The sequence below is a fragment of the Acetivibrio sp. genome, from assembly GCF_035371925.1.
Taxonomy (GTDB): domain Bacteria; phylum Bacillota; class Clostridia; order Acetivibrionales; family Acetivibrionaceae; genus Hungateiclostridium.
In genome coordinates this window covers 1-23,484 of record NZ_DAORXT010000024.1, presented here as the reverse complement: position 1 = coordinate 23,484, position 23,484 = coordinate 1, and the positions used below count along the sequence as shown (strand labels likewise).

Genomic DNA, 23,484 nt, shown 5'->3' with positions numbered 1-23,484 from the left:
CAGCTGTCAGCCAACACTTTGATTCTCCCTCTTTACAACAGACCATTTTCCGCAGCGGTCTCCCCAGCATGCCACAGCTTCATCATTTGACAGTATTTCAATTACTTCGCACATATTGGAGCAGCCACTGCATTCAATGCTTCTGGCTCTAAAGTCGTTCTGGGTATTTTCAAATCCAAAGAAGTTGGTATCTTCCCCGTTTTTGAGCATCTCTTCTTTTGCTATGAGAGCTGCTCCATACGCTCCCATTACATCATAGTATTGAGGTATTATTATCTTTTTCCCTATTGCCCTTTCAAAGGCAGCCACAATTCCTACATTTGCGGCAACTCCCCCCTGAAAAACTATGGGCTCTTCGATATCCTTGCCCTTTGCCAGGTTGTTCAGATAATTTCTGACCAAAGCTTCGCAAAGGCCGTTAATAATATCTTCAACACTGTGTCCGGTCTGCTGTTTGTGTATCATATCCGATTCCGCAAATACTGCACACCGGCCTGCTATCCTCACAGGGGTCTTGGATCTTAATGCAAACGTTCCGAACTCTTCAATCGGTATTTCGAGCCTCGCAGCCTGCCTGTCGAGGAAAGAACCTGTTCCCGCCGCACAGACGGTATTCATGGCAAAATCATAAATAATGCCGTTTTTAAGAATGATTATTTTTGAATCCTGTCCTCCTATTTCTATTATAGTCCTTACATTGGGAACTAGCTTTTGTGCTGCAATAGCATGAGTTGTAATCTCGTTTTTGACAATGTCGGCTCCTACAATTACACCGGCAAGCTGCCTTCCGCTTCCCGTAGTTCCTACTGCCCCTATATTTACATCCTTGCCAAGCCTCTGAAAAAGAGTCTTCATACCGTTCTTAAGTGCGTTTATAGGCTGTCCACTTGTTCTTAAGTAAAGCTTTTCAACTATCTCATCCTTTTCATCGATTACCACTAGATTGGTGCTGACCGAGCCAACATCAATCCCCAAATAATACGAGGTCTTCAACAATGTCCACCCTCTCCTTTCTTTTATTAAGCAAGTCTACAAAGGCTTCCACTCTGGTCATATATCCTGCTTCCCCAGTCATTTCATCAATAATAAGGGTAAGTATGGGTATTTTATAATCCATTTCCACCGCAGGAAGTATGCTCTCTGCCACAATCTCCGGCATACATGTCAACGGATAGATTTGAATTATCCCGTCAAAACCGCCTCGTGCATAAAGTATTGTATTTCCTATAGTTTCCTGGGCATGGCCCCCTATCATGGTGCCGAGATAAGGTTTTGCAGCCTCAGCATATCTTTTGTCCTTTGTAAAAGGAACAACAGCTTTTAGTATATGCTCGATTATCCAACCGCTGATGGTGTTCGCCCGGTATACTTCCACACCCATATTGCCCAATATCGAATCAATATTAAAACTGCTATAAGAATCTATTGTTGTATAAATTTCTCCGACAATACCAATCCTCAAAGGCTTGAAATTCTTGTCTATTTCCAGTTTCAGCAGCTGATTCTTGGTATCCTCCACCAACTTTAGAATCTCCAAAGAGCCCTTTACATCAACCACCCTTTTTCGAAAGCCCTCATAGATTCTGTCGGTACTCCCCTTTTGAAGCTCCCTGGGCCGGATTTTAAATACCAGCCGTTCAAGCTCATCCACACTTTTAGCCACAAGAGTTGTATTCTTTATCACCTTTAAAATTTGGTACATATTCAAGCCGCCGGCAAGTTTTTTGATTTTGCCGATAAATTTAATAATATCGCCATCCGGAGGTTCCAAAACCACCACGTCCATGCCATATCCGTTGTCGCAAAGTATTTCCCTGCTCATCTCACAGTAATAACCGAACCTGCAAGGCCCCCGTCCTCCGGCAATCAGAATTGTATCCGCTCCTTGTTCATAAGCCTCAATATAATTTCCAATATTAATCTTAAGAGGCAGGCATGCCATTTCAGGAGCATACTTTGTTCCTATTTCCATAGCGCGTTTGCTGTTTATAGGAGGAATAACATACTCTGCTCCGATGTCGTCCAAAAGCGCTTTAACCGCAATATATGTATTACCCATATGCGGAAACGTTATCTTCATTTCTATACCTCCATCTAATCATATCTATAAACGCCTCAAGTCTTGTATCCATACCTGCCTGTCCGGAATGTTCATCCAAAGTCAGAATAATAAAAGGAATATCTTTTGTTTTTCTTATTTTTCTTTCTATCAAATCACAGACAAACGAATCTATTCCGCAGCCAAAACTCATTAAATATATTATTCCGTCTATATCCTCCCTTTCAAGAAAATGCATCGTGCTCCCAAAAGCCCTGCTGCCGAAATTCCAGAACATCCTCTTTGGAAGAGTACATGCATTTTTTCTTATTATATCTTCCTCAACCATATCAATGGTTGTTATTTGCGCTCCCTTTTTTCTCAGCTTTTCTATCATATCCATATTGATAAAGCTATCGTACAGGTTGTAGACATGACCTATTACCAAAATGTTTAGCAAAGGCTCATTGCTCTTTTTAATTACATTGAACTTTCTGTCCAAAATGTCCGTGGCAAGCATGCCCTTCTTTATTTTTTCATCAAATTCCCCAAAGCTTTTCAAAGCCTTTTTATATGCATTTTTTATTTTTCTTTTATCCTCCGTAAAAAAGCTGCCTATTTCCATTGCAGCCTTTATGGCATTTTTTTTTGATTTTCTTAAGTTAATTTCCGTATCAATCAACGGCGGTAAGTTCTTTATACTGTTTCTTATCATATCGGGCAAGCCGCCGAATTTAGGGCAAATATACTCTTTTTTTGATATGCTTGTAAATCTGGGCACGAATAAATAATCAACCTTGTCCTTGATATTCATTACATGACCGTAAAAAATTTTTACAGGCAAACAAGCTTCAGCAACGCATGCTTTTGTACCCTCATCTAAAATTTTACTTGTGGTATCATCGGATAATACTACTTGTGTATTAAGCTCCTCAAAGAAAGTTTTCCAGAGGGGATAATACCGATAATAAAATAAAGCTCTGGGTATTCCGACTTTTACGTCCATTTTCAACACCTCAGAGCTTATTATTTACTTCAAAGACACTGATTATTCAAAATTATGTTTTTTGTCCTTTTAGTTTCTCGGCTATTTTTTGAAATTTCTCATCAATTCTTTTGACATCTTCGTCAAGTCCTTGACTTTCATACATTTTTCGAATGAGATCGAGATAATACGTATTGTCTCCGGATTTTTCCTCAGCTTCTTTCATTAGCTCTCTTGCTTTATTCCTGTCACCGCCTTTAAACTCTCCCTCAGCCTGATACAAATAATATTGGACATACGAAGGATTGTCTTTAATCGCCAGCTGACCCGTTTCAATCAGCTTGGACCAATTCTCCGCAAGCTTGTATGCCTCACATGCCTGTTCAATATAGTAGCCGTCTTTTTTAGCCAAATAAAGTTCTTCGTAGCATTTTGCCGCTTCTTCATACTGTTTCTCCCTGAAAAGCCTGAACGCTTTCATTGCCGGGTCTGTTATCTCTATATCATAGTTTTTCTTGTATTCTTCAAACCATTCCTTATATGCATCGGACTGCATAAACTTTTCCACTGTAAGAAGCTCTGCATATTCGTCCCTGGTTCTGGAAAAATCCGTAACTTTGTCCACATACACAATTTCGTATCCTCTGGCAATCTCAATAGGCTCCAACAATTGCCCCGCCTCTGAAGTAAAAACCGCATTGTCAAAGACCGCCTCATTAAAGCCGGCTCTAAGTTCCTCTATCACACCGCCGGATTCCCGAGTTTCCTCATCATCGGAATATTGCTTTGCCAAAGCTGCGAAATTTTCGTTATTCTTAAGCTTGTCATAAATCTCGTAGGCTAAGCTTTTAGCCTCTTCCTTGCTCCTTTCCTGGCTTGAAATAAATATGTGCTTTATATTGACTTTTTTGTTTTGAATCTTGTGTTTTTCATACCCTTCATCAAGTTCCTGTTCCGTCAAAGTCACATTTTTCTCTTTTGCAGCCTTATACAAAGCTTTGTGCCTCAATATGTATCCCTTGATGCCCATCTTCATCTCTTCTTCGTTTGCATAACCTTGGGAACTCATAAACGTACCGAGAGAGGAGTCCGAGTATCTTGCTTTTATAAACCTGTTTATGTAATCTTCCACTTCGCTGTCCGTTGCCGTTACCCCGGATTTATTGTTTACATAGTCTTCGAGCAGCATCCTTTCAATTACCTGGTCCAAAAACATATCATTACGCTCATGATCATTCATTCGCAAAACTTCTGAATTTCTTTTATACTTTTCAAAAAATTTATTGCTTTCTTCCTGCATAATATCACTGCTCACATAGGAGCCGTTGATTTTGAGAACTTCAAATCTTGAGTCATCATTTGGGTCCTGGCGGGCATTTCTTTTGGAAAAATAATTATATCCGTATACCGAGGCAATAATTATTGCAACGCCTAAAACAGCTATAGCGGTTATAACAGTTATTTTCTTTTTACCTGTCATATCTAAAAACCCCCATATAGAATTTTTATTTACATAAATCTCATTATTCAAATCCATTGCCATGTCTTAATTCAATATTATCACACTTTTTGCTCTCAGTTCAACGTTATTCAAAAAAGAGTTCCCAATAGAAAAAGCCCAGAATCATTTCATCTGAGCCTGATATCGGATTTAATCCTACCATAAAATCTTAAATCCCGGAAAATATTTAAAAAGAGCCTTTCCAAGGATTTTTTCCTTCTTTACATATTTATTTACCCATTCTCGCGAATCCGTCGATCCGTTTCTATTATCCCCCAGCATAAAATAGCCTCCTTCGGGGACCTCATAGGGGCCAAAGTCACCCCATGTCTCTTCTTTAATATAGGGTTCTTCCAAAAGCTCTCCATCAATATATACTTTCCCTTGCTTTATTTCCACTGTTTCATTTGGAAGCCCGATAACCCTCTTTACATAAAGCAATTCTTCATTGTCCGGAAACTTGAACACTACAATATCTCCTCTTTGAGGCTCGGAAAAATAATAATGAATTCTGCTTGCAATGATTCTATCCCCCGGCATAATTGTGTTCTCCATCGAGCCGGTAGGAACATACGCATTTACTATTACATACTTTACAAGCAAGAGAGCTACCACAAACGCCCCCAGCAAATATAGAGCCCAGCTGATAACTTCTTTGAAAACCTCTTGCTTCTTGTTATTGCTTCCATTACCAATAGTTTCAAGATTGTCCATATTAGCATTCATGCCTTTCTCTACTAAAATGTTTATTGGTAAACATAAAAGGTGAAGGTCCTTAATCGACCTCCACCATAATAAAATGTTTAAATATTAAGCTTTTCCATCGCATCCGAGAACATTTACAATTTTATGCTTAACCATCTCTTTAATTGCGCTTCTTGCAGGTCCTAAGTATTGTCTTGGGTCAAAGTGTGACGGATTTTCAGCAAAGTACTTTCTGATTGTCCCTGTCATAGCAAGTCTCAAGTCTGAGTCTATGTTTATCTTACAAACAGCCATGGAAGCAGCCTTTCTCAGCATATCTTCAGGCACACCCTTTGCTCCCGGCATATTTCCGCCAAACTTGTTAATCATTTCAACATATTCAGGCATAACTGAGGATGCACCGTGTAAAACAATCGGGAATCCCGGAAGTCTTTTTTCGATTTCTTCCAATATGTCAAATCTTAATTTTGCTTCGCCTTTAAATTTGTAAGCTCCATGGCTAGTACCAATAGCTATAGCCAAGGAGTCAACGCCTGTTCTTGAAACGAACTCTTCAACCTGATTGGGATCGGTATATGCTGCATCTGCTTCAGACACATTAACATCATCTTCTATACCTGCAAGTCTTCCCAACTCTCCTTCAACAACAACACCCTTTGAATGTGCGTAGTCAACAACTTGCTTTGTAAGCTTTACATTTTCTTCAAAAGGTAAATGTGAACCGTCAATCATAACGGATGTGAATCCACCGTCAATACATGATTTACAAAGCTCAAAGCTGTCACCATGGTCAAGATGCAAACAGATGGGAAGTCCTGTTTCTTCGATAGCAGCTTCAACAAGTTTCACCAAGTATGTATGGTTTGCATACTTTCTTGCACCTGCGGAAACCTGAAGAATCAATGGGGCATTAACTTCCTTTGCGGCTTCGGTAATACCCTGGATAATTTCCATGTTGTTTACATTGAACGCACCTATAGCATATTTGCCTTCATAGGCCTTTTTAAACATTTCGGTACTTGTAACTAATGGCATATTTTCAACTCCTTATATTAAATATAGTGTATTAGTATTATAGCACTCTTGTTAAGTTTTTATCATAATTATTTTACCAAATTGAAATCGAAAATCAAGGATAAATTAAAAATTAATTCATATTTTTGGTTGATGTAGAATTGCATTTCAAAATTAATTATGTTATATTTTTATTTAGTTGTGTTTAAAATTAACTTATAAAAGAGCACATACATTTTACATATTTTAAGGAGGTTTTAATATGAGCCGTTTAGAAGGTGCATGCATATTCGGACAATCCGGCGGTCCAACATCAGTTATCAATGCAAGTGCTGCCGGTGTTATCCAGGAAGCATTAAAGCAAGATTGTATTACAGCAGTTTACGGAGCAGCTCACGGAATCAAGGGTATTTTGGAAGAAAACTTCTTTGATATGAGCAAAGAAGATTCATATGAATTGGATCTTTTAAAAACTACCCCTTCCTCTGCTTTAGGTTCTGTAAGATACAAGCTTAAAAATGCAGATGATGATGAAACAGATTACAAGAGACTTTTGGAAGTATTCAAAAAATACAATATCAGATACTTCTTCTATAATGGCGGAAACGACTCAATGGATACCTGCAACAAAGTCAGCAAATACATGCAAAAAGTTGGCTATGAGTGCAGAGTAATGGGTGTTCCGAAGACAATAGACAATGACCTCTGGGGAACTGACCACTGCCCGGGTTACGGAAGTGCTGCAAAATACATTGCAACATCCACAATGGAAGTTTATCACGATGCAAGAGTATATGATACCGGAATGATAACAATACTCGAAATCATGGGAAGAAATGCAGGTTGGCTCACTGCCGCTTCAGCTTTGGCTTCATACAAAGGCAACGGACCTGATTTAATATATCTTCCTGAAGTTCCTTTTGATATAGATAAATTCATTGAAGATACAACTAGAATCTACAAGCAAAACGGAAAAGTTATTGTTGCAGTATCCGAAGGTATAAAGGATAAAGACGGAAAATATATTTCCGAATACGGTTCAGACCTTGCAAAAACAAAAGACTCCTTCGGGCATGCACAATTAGGTGGTCTTGCTTCCACATTGGCAAACATCGTTAAGGAAAAGACCGGTGCAAAGGTTCGCGGTATTGAGTTCAGCCTTCTCCAAAGATGTGCTGCTCACGTTGCTTCCCTTACCGACGTAAACGAAGCTTACCTTGCAGGTCAGTCAGCTGTACAATATGCTGTTGAAGGAAAAACAGACTACATGGTTGCTTTTGAAAGAGGAGAAGGTCCTGAATACAAGTGCAATATCAAGCTCTTAAATCTCAGTGAAGTTGCAAATACTGAGAAAAAAGTTCCATTGGAGTGGATTAAACCTGACGGAACAGGTCTTACACAAGACTTCATCGATTATGCTCTTCCTTTAATTCAGGGAGAATCAAGACCTCCTATCGAAGATGGTCTTCCGAGATTTGCAAAACTTAAAAAGGTTCTTGCAAAGAAATAAATATGATTTAATAAAAGTAATGCCGACCGTCTGGGTAAAGCTCAGGCGGTCTTGTTTTTACTTTCGCATTTTTCGTCAATTTTGTTATAAAGCTCATACAACCTTTGAACTCCATTCTCGAGTTTATAATAATGAGCAATATAAGGTATCAAAAGTATTAATATAAGAAAGGAAACAAGCAATATTTCAAGCTTTTCGGAAACTGCTGCAGCGAGAAAAGATATTAGGAAGAAGAGGCCGAAAAAGAGTGTTACTAATAGATGTACCAGCCGCTCATGCTGCAAAAACTCAATTTGTGTTTTATGGTAGCTCCTCAAATCCTCCCAGTCGGAAAAGCTACTTCCGGACAGAGCTTCCTTCACCAGTTCCTCCTGCCTCTTTAAATATTTAACCATTTATGGAGCACCTCCCCATTTCCGTCTTAGGACAATTTTTTCATATATTATTATTATAGATGGAATCTACGCAAAAGTCCAATCGAGTCTTCCGGATTAATGGCAAATCAGAGGGATAGTTTTCATAAAAAAAGATATAAATGCATGAAATATCGCGAAAACTTGCATCCCGCGGAGAAAACGGTCATAATTTCTTGATAACTTCAAAATTTCATTTTATAAAGTAAATGATTTCCCTTTTTCGGTTATGGACGCAGGTATAAAATAATGTTAAAATGTTATCAATGTGTTTAATAAGATTGATTAAAATGGGGGAAAATTTGTTACATAGATTCATTGCTTACAACTTTTTTAGCTTTAAGTTGCAAATTTTCACTAAACCTCGTTAAACACATGTATGTTTAATGATAATACCTGTGGGCCTAATCCACAGTTTAAATTTAAATAAGCTCCAATCAACAAACGAACTAATTCGTTAAATATATTGGGCAATTGAAAGGAATGGTATGCAAATGGTAAAAAGTAAGTCAAAAGTTGCAATCATAGGTACTGGTTTTGTGGGTGCATCTGCAGCCTTCACAATGGCTTTGCAGCAAACAGCAAATGAATTGGTTCTTATCGACGTTTTCAAGGAAAAAGCTATCGGTGAGGCTATGGATATCAACCACGGTCTTCCTTTTATGGGACAAATGTCTTTATATGCCGGTGACTATTCCGACATCAAAGACTGCGATGTTATTGTAGTTACAGCCGGAGCAAACAGAAAACCCGGTGAAACAAGACTCGATCTTGCAAAGAAAAACGTTTTAATTGCCAAAGAAATGACTCAAAACATTATGAAACATTACAACCACGGTGTAATACTTGTAGTATCCAACCCTGTTGACATTATTACTTATATGATTCAAAAGTGGTCCGGTCTTCCTGTCGGAAAAGTTATAAGCTCAGGTACTGTACTTGACAGTATCAGATTCAGATACTTGTTAAGTGAAAGATTGGGTGTTGACGCAAAGAATGTTCACGGTTACATAATAGGTGAACACGGCGATTCACAGCTTCCGTTGTGGAGTTGTACACACGTTGCTGGCAAAAACATCAACGAATATATCAAAGATCCAAAATACGACTTCGCAGAAGAAGACAAGAAGAAAATTGCCGAAGATGTTAAGACAGCCGGAGCAACTATCATTAAGAACAAAGGTGCAACATACTACGGTATTGCCGTATCCATTAACACAATAGTTGAAACACTTCTTAAGAACCAGAATACAATAAGAACAGTAGGAACCGTTATAAACGGTATGTATGGAATAGAAGACGTTGTAATCAGCCTTCCATCCATCGTTAACTCCGAAGGTGTTCAGGAAGTTCTCCACTTTAATCTGACTCCTGAAGAAGAAGAAGCTTTAAGATATTCAGCGAATCAGGTTAAATCAGTATTGAACGAAGTTAAGAATTTATAATTGTGCATGAATATCCGCAGATATTTAAATAATATAATTTGGAGGTAGAAATTAAATGGATTACAGAAAGGAATCATTAAGGCTTCACGGCGAATGGAAAGGCAAAATTGAAGTTATACACAAAGTTCCAGTTGACAGCAAACAGGATTTGTCCCTTGCTTATACACCTGGTGTAGCAGAACCATGTCTTGCAATTCAAAAAGACGTTAATCTTTCCTATGAATATACAAGACGCTGGAATCTTGTAGCAGTTATCACTGACGGTACAGCAGTATTAGGTCTCGGCGACATAGGTCCTGAGGCTGGAATGCCTGTTATGGAAGGTAAATGCGTACTCTTCAAGAAATTCGGTGATGTAGACGCATTCCCTCTCTGCATCAAATCAAAAGATGTAGATGAAATTGTAAACACAGTTAAGCTTATTTCCGGAAGCTTCGGAGGTATAAACCTCGAAGATATATCTGCTCCAAGATGCTTTGAAATCGAAAGAAGACTCAAAGAAGAATGTGATATTCCGATTTTCCACGATGACCAGCACGGTACAGCTATCGTTACTGTTGCTGCAATGATCAACGCATTAAAGCTTGTTGATAAGAAAATCGAAGAAATAGAAGTTGTTGTAAACGGTTCAGGTGCTGCAGGTATAGCTGTAACAAGACTCCTTATGAGCATGGGTCTTAAGAAGGTTATCCTCTGCGACACTAAAGGTGCAATTTATGAGGGCAGAGATAATTTGAACGGTGAAAAAGCTCTTATGGCTAAAATCTCAAACCTCGAGAAAAAGAAAGGTACTCTTGAAGACGTAATTAAAGGTGCTGACGTGTTCATCGGACTTTCTGTTCCGGGAACAGTTACAAAGGATATGGTAAGATCCATGGCTAAGGATCCGATCATATTCGCAATGTCAAATCCGACTCCTGAAATAATGCCTGACGAAGCAAGAGAAGCAGGAGCAAAAGTAATAGGTACAGGAAGGTCCGACTTCCCGAACCAGATAAACAACGTTCTTGCATTCCCTGGAATATTCAGAGGTGCGCTTGACGTAAGAGCAAGTGACATCAATGACGAAATGAAGATAGCTGCTGCAAAAGCAATAGCTTCATTAGTAAGTGATGAAGAGCTTAATCCTGATTTCATTCTTCCGCTCCCATTCGATCCGAGAGTTGGAAAGACAGTAGCTGCAGCAGTTGCTGAGGCTGCAAGAAAGACCGGAGTTGCAAGAAAATAATAAGAAATCCAATTAACGAATTAAAGATATTTAAAAAAGGCAGACAAGGTTTTTACCCTATCTGCCTTTTTTATTACTTGTCCTTCTTCTCAAAACCTTCTTCTTTTTAGTTATCGAATACCCAAAATACCCTAATGATTTTTCCAAAGACCAGTACTCCCCATGGGAATAACATATAAGGTCTGCTTTTTCCATGCAAAGCCTTCCGTTTTTATCAATAATGGATTCATCCACATTTATGGCTTCAATCTCTGCAATAAACATATCGTGAGAGCCCAACTCAATTATATCTTTCACTGTGCACTCAATATTCACAGGGCTCTCCTTTATCATTGGCACATCCACCACAGAAGCCTTTTCGCAAGTCAACTTCATGGCTTCAAACTTATCAACGTCCCTGCCGGACTTCACACCGCAAAAGTCAGCAGCAAAAGCCAGTTTTCTGGTGGTAAGGTTTATTACAAACTGTCCTTTTTCCTTAATTAAATTATACGAATACCGCTCTTTCCTTATGGATATTGAAACCATAGGAGGTTTCGAATTAATTGTCCCGGCCCAGGCGATAGTAATTATATTGGGCTTTCCTTCCCTGTCGCAACAACTTACCATAACCGCCGGAACCGGATTTAATATAGTTGATGGTTTCCACAGTTGTTTTGCCATTGTTCTACCTCTTTTATATCAATTTATATTAGTTTTATCTTTACCTCGAATTTTAAAATCAATCACACTATTTCATAAACCAGCACCGCATTTTTTGCATATGCTTTCTAAAGGACACGTTTTACAGTCCGTTTTTTTTCCATTGCAGTGCTTGTTTCCCACTCCGACTATTTGGGCATGGAAATCGTTAAACAGCTTTGTATCATGCTCCAAATTATCCATAAAGAACTTCTGCATTTGACCGTAAGTAATGTCCTCTTTAAAATAGCCAAGCCTTCCAAAAACCCTTCGGGTATAAGCATCCACAACAAATATGGGCTTTTCGGCAGCATACAGGATAATGCTGTCCGCCGTTTCCTCCCCTATACCATATAACGAAAGCAGCTCATCTCTTAGCTCGTAGATATCCTTATCAAAGAAATTATCCAAATCAGCATTGTATTTTTCTTTGACATATCCACAGAATTCTTTTAATTTTCGCGCTTTCTGTTTATAAAACCTTGTGGACCTTACAAGCTCCTCCAGCTTTTCAGTTTCTGCATTGCAGATTCCTTCTATACTGAGTAAATTCTCCCTTTCAAGATTTTGAATTGCAGTTTCGACATTTTTCCATGAAACAAATTGGGCTAATAACGCCCCAACTACAACCTCAAACTGGGTATCAGCGGGCCACCAGTTTTGAGAGCCGTTTCTTTCATACATAAGATTGTATATTTCTTTCAGCTTCCTGTTTATCTCTATGTCCAAACCAATATACCTCCACCGGAAAATCAACTCACAACCGTTCGATAAAAGCATTTTGCAAAAAGGTCAGGCATTATGTGCCTGACCTAATTATATCATTTATTTAACCTATTCGACAGAATAGTTTTTTTGTGTTTGATTTATTATTCAACAGGATAGTTTTCTCTCTTCGCATAATGAGTATGCAGAAGCTCATGAGCCTTGTGACCTCCCGGCTCTCCAAAGTATTCATCATACAGCATCTTTACCTTTGGATTTTCATGGGATTTTCTTATGGGCAGAGCCTTATCCTCATCGTAAATTGCTTTTGCCCTCTCACTTCTCAAATCTGTCCAGCTTCTTACCACTGATGGCTGTATAGGCTGTCCTCCGCCGTTTACGCAACCTCCGGGGCATGCCATTATCTCAATAAAATGATAATCTGCCTCTCCAGCCTTTATTTTGTCAAGAAGCTTTCTTGCATTACCCAAACCGTGAGCAACAGCAGCTTTAAGAGTAATGCCTTCAAGCTCTATGGAAGCCTCTTTTATGCCCTCAAGACCCCTTACCTCAGTATACTCTATATTGTCTGCAGGTTTGCCGCTCAATACTTCACTGACAGTTCTGATGGCTGCTTCCATAACTCCTCCGGTAGCTCCAAAGATAACGCCTGCTCCGGATGCCTCACCCATAGGATCGTCAAATTGCTTATCCGGAAGGGATTTAAAGTCAATACCCGCTTCTTTTATCATTCTTGCCAGCTCCCTTGTGGTAAGAACAACATCCACATCAGGATAACCTGTTGAAGAGAGCTCCGGTCTTTGAGCTTCAAACTTCTTTGCTGTACATGGCATTACCGATACAACAAATACCTTTGAAGGGTCAATTCCGTTTTTCTCTGCATAATATGATTTCAAAACTGCCCCAAACATTTCTTGAGGTGATTTACAGCTGGACAGATTATCTAAAAACTCAGGATAATTATGCTCGCAGAACTTTATCCATCCCGGGCTGCAGGATGTTATCAAAGGAAGCTTTCCTCCGTTTTTGATCCTGTTTAATAGCTCGGTACCTTCCTCCATTATTGTGAGGTCAGCAGCAGTATCGGTATCAAATACTTTGTCAAAGCCCAGTCTGCTTAATGCCGATACCATTTTGCCGGTTACTCTTGAACCGATAGGCATTCCAAACTCTTCTCCCAATGCAACCCTGACTGCAGGAGCTGTCTGAACCAATACATGAAGCTCCGGATTTGCAAGAGCATCCCAAACCTTGTCGACATCATCCTTTTCCCTCAATGCACCCACAGGACATACATTGATACACTGTCCGCAGTTTACGCAGGGTACTTCACTAAGAGGTTTGTTAAAGGCTGTTGATACGGTAGTGCGGAATCCTCTCTCGGTAACTTCAATAGCTCCAACAGTCTGAACATTTTTACACATGCTGACGCAACGTCTGCACAGAACGCACTTGTTCGGATCCCTTACAATAGAAGGAGAAAGATCGTCTATCGGTAAATTGCTCGATTCACCTTCAAATCTGATATCTTTAACATTCAAATCTTTTGCCAATCTCTGCAATTCACAATTTTCGCTTCTCACACAAGTCAAGCATTTCTTTTCATGGTTTGACAGAATAAGCTCTAAAGTAACTTTTCTGGCTTCTCTCACCGCAGGTGTCTGAGTGTATATTTCAAGTCCTTCGGACACCGGATATACACAGGCAGCCTGAAGGCTTCTGGCACCCTTTACTTCCACAACGCACATACGGCAGGCACCCACTTCATTTATATCCTTGAGGAAGCAAAGCGTAGGTATGTCTATATTAGCCTGTCTTGCAGCTTCCAGCACGGTATAATTGGCCGGTACCTGTAACTTGCAATTATCTATAGTGATATTTACCATTTGCATTTCTTAACATCTCCTTCCCTTAGGCTTTTTTAGAAATGGCCTTAAACGGACATTTCTCCATACAAACGCCACACTTGATACATTTGTTTTGATCTATAACGTACGGAACCTTCTTTTCACCGCTTATTGCCTTTACAGGACATTGTTTTGCACATATTCCGCAGCTCTTACATTTTTCCGCCTCTATTTCAAAGTGCATCAATGACTTACAAACTCCTGCAGTACACTTCTTATCCCTAACGTGTTCAATATATTCGTCCCTGAAATATCTTAATGTGCTGAGAATAGGATTTGGAGCTGTCTGACCCAATCCGCACAGAGCCGATGCCTTTATATTCTTTGCCAGGATCTCCAGCTTTTCAATATCTCCCTCTTCTCCTTTACCTTCAGTAATTCTTTCAAGGATTTCATACATTCTCTTCGTTCCTATACGGCAAGGCGGACACTTACCGCATGACTCGTCAACGGTAAATTCAAGGAAGAACTTTGCAATATCAACCATACAAGTATCTTCGTCCATGATTATAAGTCCACCGGACCCCATCATTGAACCTAATTGGATTAATGAATCATAGTCAATCGGTGTATCAATATGGCTTGCAGGAATACATCCTCCGGAAGGACCTCCTGTCTGCGCAGCTTTAAACTTCTTGCCGTTTGGTATTCCTCCTCCGATATCATAGATAACCTCTCTTAAGGTTGTACCCATAGGAATTTCAACCAAACCGGTGTTATTGATTTTACCTCCCACCGCAAATACCTTGGTACCTTTGCTCTTTTCAGTACCAATGCTTGCAAACCATTCGGGACCTTTTAGAATAATCTGCGGGATGTTTGCATAGGTCTCAACATTGTTCAATATGGTCGGCTTTTGCCACAAACCTTTCACAGCCGGGAATGGCGGTCTTGGTCTTGGCTCTCCTCTGTGTCCTTCAATAGATGTCATAAGAGCAGTTTCCTCACCGCATACGAAAGCTCCGGCACCAAGTCTTATCTCAAGGTCAAAGCTAAAGTCTGTTCCAAATATGTTTTTGCCGAGAATACCATAGTCTTTTGCCTGCTGTATGGCAATGCCAAGTCTCTTAACGGCAATCGGGTATTCGGCTCTTACATAAACATAACCTTGATTTGCGCCTATGGCATAACCTGCAATCGCCATAGCTTCAATTACAGAATGAGGGTCTCCTTCAAGAACACTTCTGTCCATAAATGCACCGGGGTCTCCCTCGTCGGCATTACAGCAAACATATTTCTGGTCTGCCTCCTGCTTCATGGCAAACTCCCACTTAAGTCCTGTTGGGAAGCCTCCGCCCCCTCTTCCTCTCAAGCCGGATTTTTTAATAACATCAACAACTTCTTGGGGAGTCATTTCAGTCAATACTTTTCCCAATGCCTTGTATCCGTCAAAAGCAATATACTCGTCAATATTCTCAGGGTTTATAACACCACAGTTTCTTAAAGCAATTCTGTGCTGTTTTGCAAAAAAGTCGTTGCTATCGGCTGAAACATTTTGGTCCTTGTTACTTGCGCCGGGAAGAAGTCTTTTTACAATCCTTCCCTTTACAAGATGCTCCTCAACTATTTCCTTTACATCTTCAACTTTGACCATTGTATACATTGAACCTTCAGGATAAACCACAATAATCGGGCCTTCCGCACAAAGTCCAAAACATCCGGTCCTTACAACTTTTACTTCGTTCTGTATTCCGTTTTCGGCAATCTGTGCTTCCAACTCGGTGATTATTTTGTTGGAGTTTGATGAAGTACAGCCCGTACCACCACAAACCAGAACATGTGCTCTATATAATTGCATTTATAACCCTCCTTAACAAAAATAAAAAGTAACTATTTATCTGCCTCCGCAATGGTATATTCAGTGCAAACCCTTCCGTTCACTATGTGCTCCACAACAACACGGGCAGCCTTCTCAGCAGTCATCTTAACATATGTGACTTTGCTGCCGTCTTTGTCAATTACCTCAACAATAGGTTCAAGTTTGCACATGCCGATGCATCCGGTCATTGTAACCGCTACATTGCTTAAATTCCTCTTATTGAGCTCTTCAACAAACGCATTCATAACCGGTCTTGCTCCTGCAGCAATACCGCATGTAGCCATACCTACAACAACTCTGATATCCTGATTGTTAGTCCTTAAATTTATTTGATCAAGAGTTCTTTTTCTTATTTCTTCTAATTCAGCTAAGGATTTCATCTAATATCCCTCCAAAAATAGTCTTTACACCATCATTTACATATTCGCCAATCCACTTTATCACTTCAAAATGAGTTATCGGAACCTCTCCGAGTCTCCTCTTTATATCAGAGGAGTTGAAATTAAACCTTTCCTTTTTATTGTCAAGGGTAAGATCATATTCAATATCAGGCCTTGCAATAATAAGGCTTTCCATAGTCTGAGCCAAATCTCCCAACGGGAGCCGGTCAATATGCGATATCTTGAAGCTTGCTTTTACCGTAGTACCAATAAACTTTTTCGAAGTAATTTCAAGTCCCCCGGAAGCCATCTTTGCAGAAGCTTCCAAAAGCGGTATCCCAAGGCCTACTTTCCTTGTGTCCCTTGTAGTGGTAAAAGGATTGGTAACATCTTTCAGAAAGTCGTTTTCCATCCCTATACCGTTGTCCTTTACTTCAATCTCCAAAAGATCCGACTCTCTGTCCCCGCATATTAGAATGCTAATTCTAGTCGCCTTGGCAGTTATTGAGTTCTGAATTATATCCATCAAATGTAAAGATAAGTCCCTCATTATTCCTTATACTTTTCAAGTATTCCTTCTACGTCATCCGGTACAAGTCTGCCGTATACATCGTCATTAATCATTATTACCGGCGCCAGTCCGCAAGCTCCTATGCATCTGCAAGCTTCCAGAGAGAATTTCCCGTCACTGGTGCATCCTCCCACATCAATCTCCAGCTTTTCTTTGAACTTTTCCAAAATGGCTCCGGAACCTTTTACATAACATGCAGTACCCATACAAATCTGGATTTTATATTTTCCTTTTGGATTCAAGGAAAACTGGGTATAGAATGTTACAACTCCGTAAACCTCTGACAATGGTACGTTAAGTCCTTCAGCTATCTTTTTCTGTACCTCCAGAGGCAGATAGCCGTATACTTCCTGTGCTTCATGAAGTACAGGAACAAGGGCTCCTCTTGTATTCTTGTATTTCTCGATTATTTCCTGCAGCTTTTGATCTCTAGAATCTACTCCGCCGCAGCAGCAGCAACCATTTGCGCTCATTTCTTTAATAACCCCCTAACCAGACGTTTGATTTCACTTTCAAAATGCATGTTAACAATTTAACAATATCGCTTTAATTATATCAGATATTTACACATTATTCAATACTTTTAGTATTACATTTATTGTTCTCATGAGAGTTTAAATGCTTTTATTATCAAGGATTCTGGGAAATTTAAAAGACAGAAAAGGTAATGTCGAATTGTATACAGTATCCTTATAAAGCGTCAAATACAATATATGGCATTAACACATTGTCATTTTTTTAGTGTCTCAATAAGGCACTCAATACTTACTTCCTCAAGCTCTAAGAAGTTCTCTCTCTCCAATATATCCCCTAAGGAGTGGGCATCGGAAGACCTGATAAAATTAAATTTGCGAAGATGGGAATTTGGGTCAAGGTATTTTGATTTGTCGCACTGTTTGGAAATTTCCAGATATTTTATTTCAGGAATGTCGGGAACAACTCCAAGATTTGAGATAATGCTATAAGAATCGCGGTCCACATGGGCAGGAATTACAACACCTCCCAGCGTTCCGACATGGGTGAACACATCGTCAACGCTAAGGCTCGATGCAGTCAAAAGAAGTCTGTCTAAATGCCTTAAAACGTTATCTTCGGCATCCATAACAAGCTGCTCTCCAAATATATCCGGCCGGTTTTTTAAATCCGGAAGCGCATTATACACTATTTCCTGCATGCTAAGAGCCTCATCAATACCCGGAAAAAGGCATATGAGGTGAACCTCTTCCCTCGTCTCAAGCTCCATGCCGGGAACTGCAACAATTCCCCTTTTTTTTGCACACTCAACCACTGCAACGCAGTTCTCCGCCGAATTGTGGTCGGTCACTGCAATTATGTCAAGCTGTTTGAGGAATGACATGTTAACAATATTGTTGGGTGTCATTTCATTATCCGAGCAGGGGGATAATGCAGAATGAATATGCAAATCCGTATACACTATCATAACAGTTTTCCTGCTTCACATGCTATTTGATAAGAGGTTTTGGATGTTCTCAATATGGCAATATCCTCTTCGGAAGCTTTCTTTATGGTTGCCTCCTCCACTTCGATCCCCTCGGGAATAATGATACACGGTATATCAACCATTAGAGCAACTGCCACAATATTGACATGAGTATGCACTGTAATCCATGCATCTCCTTTTGCAGCGTGGGACATCACCCAGCTTAAAAGGTCGCAGATATACATACCCTTTATTTCTTTTTCCAGACCTTTTTCCCCGGTCAATATTTCCATATTCAATTGCTCGGCAAACTCCCTAACCTTCATCAAGTATCTCCCCTTTTCTTTGATTTGATTTCCGAAGTTTCATCTTTATCCAACACAGGAGGCATCTTTGCTTCCAGCTCCATCATCTCAATTGCAAGGCTCCTGACTTTTTCCCTTAGTTTAAATATGCAATCCGTCTCATTGGCATTGCCCCTTACTATGTCTTCAGCAAGGGACCTGCAGCTTGGAGCACCGCACGCACCGCAATCCAAACCGGGCAGTCCGTTGTTTATGACATGGAGGGTCTCCAGTTTCTTCATTGCTATATCAAAATCCTTGTCCAGCTTTAGTATTGGTCTGTACTCAACTTCTCCCGTCCACACAATATCATAATGGTAGTCTTGGTTTGAAGTCGTTTCTAATCCCTTTTCCTTTGCTTCGTCAATAAACTTCTTAATTATTGCTCTTGCAACATACATATTTTCCACAGCAAGAGGACCTCCAAGGCAACCGCCTTGGCACGCCAAAGCCTCGACAAAATCTATGTCCTCCAGCTTTTCGTCCTCTATTTCCTCAAGAATCGTAATTACATTGTGTATGCCGTCAACTGCAAGAAATTTGTCCGTTCCAAGGGCCATACTCTCTCCTCCGGAATTTGCCCATCGAACACCCACAAAACCGGCCCTTGAAAGCTTCTCAACTTTATCAATTTTACCCAAGCAGGAAAGTATTCTTAAGTAAATATCCGCAATTGAAATCGCTCCGTCCACAAAGGATTTTTGCTTGTCTAAAGGAGCTTTTATGCTGGTCACTTTTGCGGCACAAGGAGTAATAAAAAATACGCCGATATCTTCCTGGCGAATTTTCTTGTCTTTCGATATTTCGTCCTTTGCAATCTTTGCCGCAACCTCCATTGGAGACTTTAGTTTTAATATATTATCGATAAGATTTGGAAATCTCACCTGTATAAGTCTTACTACAGCGGGACATGCAGAAGATATGAGAGGCTTTTGAACTTTTTGTTCGGCAAGTATCTTTTTTGTCTCGTTGGTAATAATCTCAGCCGCCCTTGCTACTTCAAAAACGTCGTCAAAGCCGCACATTTTAAGCGCTGTGAGGATATGGTCCCTCGACGACGCAGACTTTAGCTGCCCGTATAGGGTAGGAGCAGGTATGGCAACCTTGTATTTATAGTCATTTATAATGGAAACAGGGTCGGTAATAGCCTTTTTTGCATGATAAGGGCAAACCCTTATACACTCACCACAATCTATACACCTTTCATTTATGATTCTGGCTTTGCTCTTTCTTACCCTGATTGCTTCTGTGGGGCATCTTTTTATACAGTTGGTACAACCTTTGCATTTGGCCTCATCAAGAGTAACCGAGTGGAAGTACGGACTCATGTTATCCCCCCAAACACGTTAATGGTCCTCTTTCTCATTATCCGTTAAAAACACGGTAATCTCAACAACAGTTCCTTTTCCTACCTCCGTTGCTATTTCAAGCTTGTCAGCATATCTTTTCATATTGGGTAGTCCCATTCCGGCACCGAATCCCATCTCACGGATGCTATCCGGAGCGGTAGTATATCCTTCCTGCATAGCCAGCTCCAAATCAGGTATTCCCGGGCCTTCATCCTTAATTCGTATAAAGACTTTGTGCCTGTCAATTTCAACTTCCGCCACTCCGCCATTGGCGTGAATGACAGCATTTAACTCGGCCTCGTACATGGATATGGCTGTTTTTTTTATTTTATGCGGATCTGCACCAAGCTGTATAAGCATTTTCTTGACGCTGCTTGATGCTTCTCCGGCAACTGTAAAATCGTTTGCAGGTATAACAAAGCTTTTCCTTATTATACCATCACTCAATCCCAAACACCTCTTTCTGTTATACCTGCACTATACAACTTTCCGCACGCGATAAACATTGGGTCATTTGTGGTCATGACGGCTATGCCTTTTTCTTTTGCCATTTCTATAATTTTATCTTCAGGCCTTTTTCCCCTGATGAAAACTATCAGCTTTATATCCATCATTTCTGCAGTCCTAACCACTTGAGGGTTGACAAGTCCCGTCAATAAAACCACATTTTCTTTGACATAAGCCATAACATCGCTCATCAGGTCCGAGCCGCAGGCTGCTTTAAATTCCATATCAAGATTTTCTTCTCCCGTTAAAAGCTCAGCATTTAAAATTTTCAAAATTTCTCTAGCCTTCATACACACACCTTAACCTTTACATTTTATATCGACCAAAAACCATTAATAGTTTTGCACAGTTATATTATTAGTGATAAAAGCAACTTCCACCGATAAACTCCCGTATTATTGAGTTGGCAGGAATCTCTTTCGTGTCTATAGACAAGAAATTGCTCAAAAACTCTATAAGTCTTCTTGCCTCGGAGTATTCCGGCTCAGAAGAATCTATTTCCATGAGCAGCGGTTCGGCATACGTCTTTAAGACTCCCAGCTCAAACATAAGCACCGAATTGAACATTACATTCGCCTCTTCCTGGAATGGGAAAATATTTCTTTCCTCACCCCTTCTTACCGAAGGCCAACGCTTTATAGTGTCTGCCGCACTGCAGCCTCTGAATTGGAAGTCCCTCACGATTCGTCTAATGATTCTTGTATCCGTAGTAGGTATACGATTGTGTTCATCAATATTCATTGATGTAAGAGCGCTTACATATATCTTGAATTTGCTCTCCTTTGGAATTGATGCTGTAAGCTTCTCATTGAGCCCGTGTATGCCTTCAATTATAATTATCTGGTCTTCATCAATTTTAAGTTTTCTGCAAAAGCTTTCCCTGCATCCTTTTGGAAAATTGAAAATCGGAACATCCACTTCGTTTCCTGCTGTGAGCTCCGCAAGGTGTTGGTTAAAGAGCTTGATATCAATAGCCTCAATGGCCTCAAAGTCATATTCCCCATTTTCATCCTTTGGAGTAAGGTCCCTGTCGACAAAATAATCATCCAGGGATATGGTTACAGGCCTCAGACCGTTTACCCTAAGCTGTATTGAAAGCCTATGGGCAAAGGTGGTTTTTCCAGATGACGACGGGCCGGCAATCAAAACAACTTTTTTCTTATGCTCATTAAAGGCTATCATATCCACAATCTGTGCAATTTTCTTCTCATGCAAGGCTTCCGCAACTCTAATAAGCTCATTTATTTTGCCTTCCTTGACAATATCATTCAGTGCCCCTACATCTTCAACTCCAAGTATTTTTCCCCATTTCTTGTATTCAGAAAAGATGCTGAAAAGCTTCTTCTGCTCTTTAAACTCCGGTATTGCGTCCGGTTTTGTTTTCTCCGGACTCATCAATATCAAGCCCGGATGATAGTATTTTAAATCGAATTTATCCAAATAACCCGTATGAGGCACCATATATCCGTAAAAATAGTCTTGAAAGCCATCGCATTCGTATATAGTTACATAGGGCTTTTTTCTGTGCTCTATGAAACGGAACCTGTCCATTCTTCCGATTTTCCTGAAGACCTCCCGCGCCTCATCAAGGGACATTATTTTCTTTATGAAAGGAAGCTTCATGTTGACAAGTTCCATCATTCTCTTTTTTATCATGTCTACTTCTTCAGCAGTAAGAGGCGTATCGCCTTTAACCTCACAGTAAATCCCCTTGCTGATGGAATGGCATATCACAACCTTTCTATCGGGGAAAAGATCATTTACAGCCTTAATGAGAATAAAGCTGAGACTCCTTTTATATATCCTCATTCCGTCTTCATACGTAAGGTCGATAAACTCCACCCGGCAGTTGTCATTAAGACGATAGCTTAATTCCTTTATATCGTTGTTCACCTTTGCTGCCACAATAGTCGATTTATATTCATTTTTGCAGCTTTCGCCCAATTCCTGCAAAGATATTCCTTCAAACACTTCTCTTTCACTATTATCCGGAAATACTACTTTAATCATATTTAGATTGCTCTCTCTCATACTCCAAATAACTCCTTATGCAATATTTTGTAGTTAATTACTCCGTGCCTTATAAAATTATTCTATAAACAAATGCAAAATTCCTCTTTTAAATATGAAAAGTAAACAAATTAAGATGCTTCTGCATAAATTTTGATTTGCTTATTCTAATATCCATCATCGGGATTATCGCTAATTTTCCGGTAATATTCTCCGCTAATCAACAGCTTAATTTCCACTCCAAGCCTATTTTGAATTTTTACATATAAATATAATACTATATTTTAGTCACGTTATCACCTTTTCTGTATAAATTAAGCAGGAGAATATTTTAAATTTATTCCTCCTGCTTATGCTGCATACATACTTTTGATTTCAAAAGGTTTTATCCGTATTTTTTATTTCTCTTTTTTAGCCTCCCAAAGCCGAATGCGTTCTTCATGACTTACTTCCCTATGTATTTGGTGCAGCATCCACTGATAGCCGAAGGGGTCGAAAAATATGGCATTTGACAACCCGTAATCAGGCATTTCGGTCACCGGCTGTATCTGTGTACAACCCGCATTTACCGCCTTTTCAAATGTTTCCTTAATGTCAGGTACAGCTATGTTAAACCAGATTGTATTGGGTTTATCAGGGTCCGGTGCTTTTAGACCGAATTTCAGATTTTCATCCAGCATGTGAAAGCGTACTCCATACAAAGTAAAAACAACTTCATTTTCACCTTTAGGAAGATTGGACACCTCAACCCGCTCAATATCAAATATTTTTTCATACAATTCCAACGCTTTCAAACTGTCTGCCACAATCATATCAATTTCTACTCCAACCATTACAAACCCATCCTCTCCCGATAAACTATATAGTTTAGACTTTTATAAATATAATTACATTATATTACCTGTATAAC

24 protein-coding genes are annotated in these 23,484 nt (G+C 39.7%); 3 read left to right on the top strand and 21 right to left on the bottom strand.

Going from position 1 to position 23,484, the window contains the following annotated elements:
- Positions 1-6: 6 nt before the first annotated feature.
- The 6 genes from PLH43_RS05175 to fba all read right to left on the bottom strand — a co-directional run bounded on the left by PLH43_RS05175 (position 7) and on the right by fba (position 6,264).
- Positions 7-996 carry an acyl-CoA dehydratase activase gene (locus tag PLH43_RS05175; protein WP_324360796.1) on the bottom strand — a complete coding sequence of 330 codons (990 nt, stop codon included), beginning with the start codon at positions 994-996 and terminating at the stop codon, positions 7-9.
- Entirely contained in the window at positions 965-2,080 is a 1,116-nt protein-coding gene (locus PLH43_RS05170; protein WP_324360794.1) for a CoA protein activase, read from the bottom strand. The genes PLH43_RS05175 and PLH43_RS05170 overlap by 32 nt, the downstream gene beginning before the upstream one ends.
- A complete protein-coding gene (locus PLH43_RS05165; RefSeq protein WP_324360792.1) occupies positions 2,052-3,044 on the bottom strand; it encodes an acyl-CoA dehydratase activase-related protein in 993 nt (330 codons plus the stop codon). The genes PLH43_RS05170 and PLH43_RS05165 overlap by 29 nt, the downstream gene beginning before the upstream one ends.
- A gap of 52 nt (positions 3,045-3,096) precedes the next feature.
- On the bottom strand, positions 3,097-4,503 hold the full coding sequence (locus PLH43_RS05160) for a peptidylprolyl isomerase (RefSeq protein ID WP_324360790.1): 1,407 nt from the start codon (positions 4,501-4,503) through the stop codon (positions 3,097-3,099).
- A 177-nt stretch (positions 4,504-4,680) separates the two neighbouring features.
- Positions 4,681-5,250: a signal peptidase I gene (lepB, locus tag PLH43_RS05155; protein WP_324360788.1), complete on the bottom strand. Its 570-nt coding sequence runs from the start codon at positions 5,248-5,250 to the stop codon at positions 4,681-4,683.
- 84 nt (positions 5,251-5,334) lie between these two features.
- Complete coding sequence (fba, locus tag PLH43_RS05150) at positions 5,335-6,264, bottom strand: class II fructose-1,6-bisphosphate aldolase (RefSeq protein WP_324360786.1); 930 nt, start codon at positions 6,262-6,264, stop codon at positions 5,335-5,337.
- A gap of 241 nt (positions 6,265-6,505) precedes the next feature.
- Between fba and PLH43_RS05145 the strand changes: the two genes are divergently transcribed.
- A complete protein-coding gene (locus PLH43_RS05145; RefSeq protein ID WP_324360784.1) occupies positions 6,506-7,753 on the top strand; it encodes a 6-phosphofructokinase in 1,248 nt (415 codons plus the stop codon).
- A gap of 41 nt (positions 7,754-7,794) precedes the next feature.
- Here the strand turns inward: PLH43_RS05145 and PLH43_RS05140 are convergent, their stop codons facing one another.
- Positions 7,795-8,148, bottom strand: a complete 354-nt coding sequence (locus PLH43_RS05140) for a hypothetical protein (RefSeq protein ID WP_324360782.1) — start codon at positions 8,146-8,148, stop codon at positions 7,795-7,797.
- A gap of 506 nt (positions 8,149-8,654) precedes the next feature.
- Between PLH43_RS05140 and PLH43_RS05135 the strand changes: the two genes are divergently transcribed.
- Both PLH43_RS05135 and PLH43_RS05130 read left to right on the top strand, forming a co-directional pair.
- Positions 8,655-9,611 (top strand): L-lactate dehydrogenase, encoded by a 957-nt coding sequence (locus PLH43_RS05135; protein WP_324360780.1) that lies wholly within the window; start codon positions 8,655-8,657, stop codon positions 9,609-9,611.
- A 55-nt stretch (positions 9,612-9,666) separates the two neighbouring features.
- On the top strand, positions 9,667-10,839 hold the full coding sequence (locus PLH43_RS05130) for a malic enzyme-like NAD(P)-binding protein (protein ID WP_324360778.1): 1,173 nt from the start codon (positions 9,667-9,669) through the stop codon (positions 10,837-10,839).
- A 57-nt stretch (positions 10,840-10,896) separates the two neighbouring features.
- Here the strand turns inward: PLH43_RS05130 and PLH43_RS05125 are convergent, their stop codons facing one another.
- The 14 genes from PLH43_RS05125 to PLH43_RS05060 form a co-directional block, all read right to left on the bottom strand.
- The gene (locus PLH43_RS05125) at positions 10,897-11,502 is read right to left on the bottom strand and encodes a flavin reductase family protein (protein ID WP_324360776.1); all 606 of its coding nucleotides are present in this window, start codon (positions 11,500-11,502) and stop codon (positions 10,897-10,899) included.
- A gap of 72 nt (positions 11,503-11,574) precedes the next feature.
- Positions 11,575-12,249, bottom strand: coding sequence for an endonuclease III domain-containing protein (locus PLH43_RS05120; protein WP_324360774.1), 675 nt, complete (start codon positions 12,247-12,249; stop codon positions 11,575-11,577).
- A 140-nt stretch (positions 12,250-12,389) separates the two neighbouring features.
- A complete protein-coding gene (locus PLH43_RS05115; protein ID WP_324360772.1) occupies positions 12,390-14,138 on the bottom strand; it encodes an NADH-dependent [FeFe] hydrogenase, group A6 in 1,749 nt (582 codons plus the stop codon).
- A 19-nt stretch (positions 14,139-14,157) separates the two neighbouring features.
- Positions 14,158-15,951, bottom strand: a complete 1,794-nt coding sequence (gene nuoF / locus PLH43_RS05110; RefSeq protein ID WP_324360770.1) for an NADH-quinone oxidoreductase subunit NuoF — start codon at positions 15,949-15,951, stop codon at positions 14,158-14,160.
- A gap of 32 nt (positions 15,952-15,983) precedes the next feature.
- Positions 15,984-16,352, bottom strand: coding sequence for a (2Fe-2S) ferredoxin domain-containing protein (locus PLH43_RS05105; RefSeq protein ID WP_324360768.1), 369 nt, complete (start codon positions 16,350-16,352; stop codon positions 15,984-15,986).
- Positions 16,336-16,878 (bottom strand): ATP-binding protein, encoded by a 543-nt coding sequence (locus PLH43_RS05100; protein WP_324360766.1) that lies wholly within the window; start codon positions 16,876-16,878, stop codon positions 16,336-16,338. Before PLH43_RS05100 ends, PLH43_RS05105 begins: the two co-directional genes overlap by 17 nt.
- Before the next feature lie 23 nt (positions 16,879-16,901).
- A complete protein-coding gene (gene nuoE / locus PLH43_RS05095) occupies positions 16,902-17,396 on the bottom strand; it encodes an NADH-quinone oxidoreductase subunit NuoE (RefSeq protein WP_324360764.1) in 495 nt (164 codons plus the stop codon).
- Positions 17,397-17,653: 257 nt separating this feature from the next.
- Positions 17,654-18,364: a PHP domain-containing protein gene (locus PLH43_RS05090; RefSeq protein WP_324360762.1), complete on the bottom strand. Its 711-nt coding sequence runs from the start codon at positions 18,362-18,364 to the stop codon at positions 17,654-17,656.
- On the bottom strand, positions 18,361-18,690 hold the full coding sequence (locus PLH43_RS05085; protein ID WP_324360760.1) for a DRTGG domain-containing protein: 330 nt from the start codon (positions 18,688-18,690) through the stop codon (positions 18,361-18,363). The genes PLH43_RS05090 and PLH43_RS05085 overlap by 4 nt, the downstream gene beginning before the upstream one ends.
- Positions 18,690-20,036, bottom strand: coding sequence for a [Fe-Fe] hydrogenase large subunit C-terminal domain-containing protein (locus PLH43_RS05080; protein WP_324360758.1), 1,347 nt, complete (start codon positions 20,034-20,036; stop codon positions 18,690-18,692). The genes PLH43_RS05085 and PLH43_RS05080 overlap by 1 nt, the downstream gene beginning before the upstream one ends.
- A gap of 18 nt (positions 20,037-20,054) precedes the next feature.
- Complete coding sequence (locus PLH43_RS05075; RefSeq protein WP_324360756.1) at positions 20,055-20,504, bottom strand: ATP-binding protein; 450 nt, start codon at positions 20,502-20,504, stop codon at positions 20,055-20,057.
- Positions 20,501-20,854, bottom strand: coding sequence for a DRTGG domain-containing protein (locus PLH43_RS05070; protein ID WP_324360754.1), 354 nt, complete (start codon positions 20,852-20,854; stop codon positions 20,501-20,503). Before PLH43_RS05070 ends, PLH43_RS05075 begins: the two co-directional genes overlap by 4 nt.
- Positions 20,855-20,921: 67 nt before the next feature.
- Positions 20,922-22,595, bottom strand: a complete 1,674-nt coding sequence (locus PLH43_RS05065; protein ID WP_324360752.1) for a nucleoside kinase — start codon at positions 22,593-22,595, stop codon at positions 20,922-20,924.
- Between the two features lie 377 nt (positions 22,596-22,972).
- Positions 22,973-23,407 carry a VOC family protein gene (locus PLH43_RS05060; protein ID WP_324360750.1) on the bottom strand — a complete coding sequence of 145 codons (435 nt, stop codon included), beginning with the start codon at positions 23,405-23,407 and terminating at the stop codon, positions 22,973-22,975.
- Between the last annotated feature and the right edge of the window lie 77 nt (positions 23,408-23,484).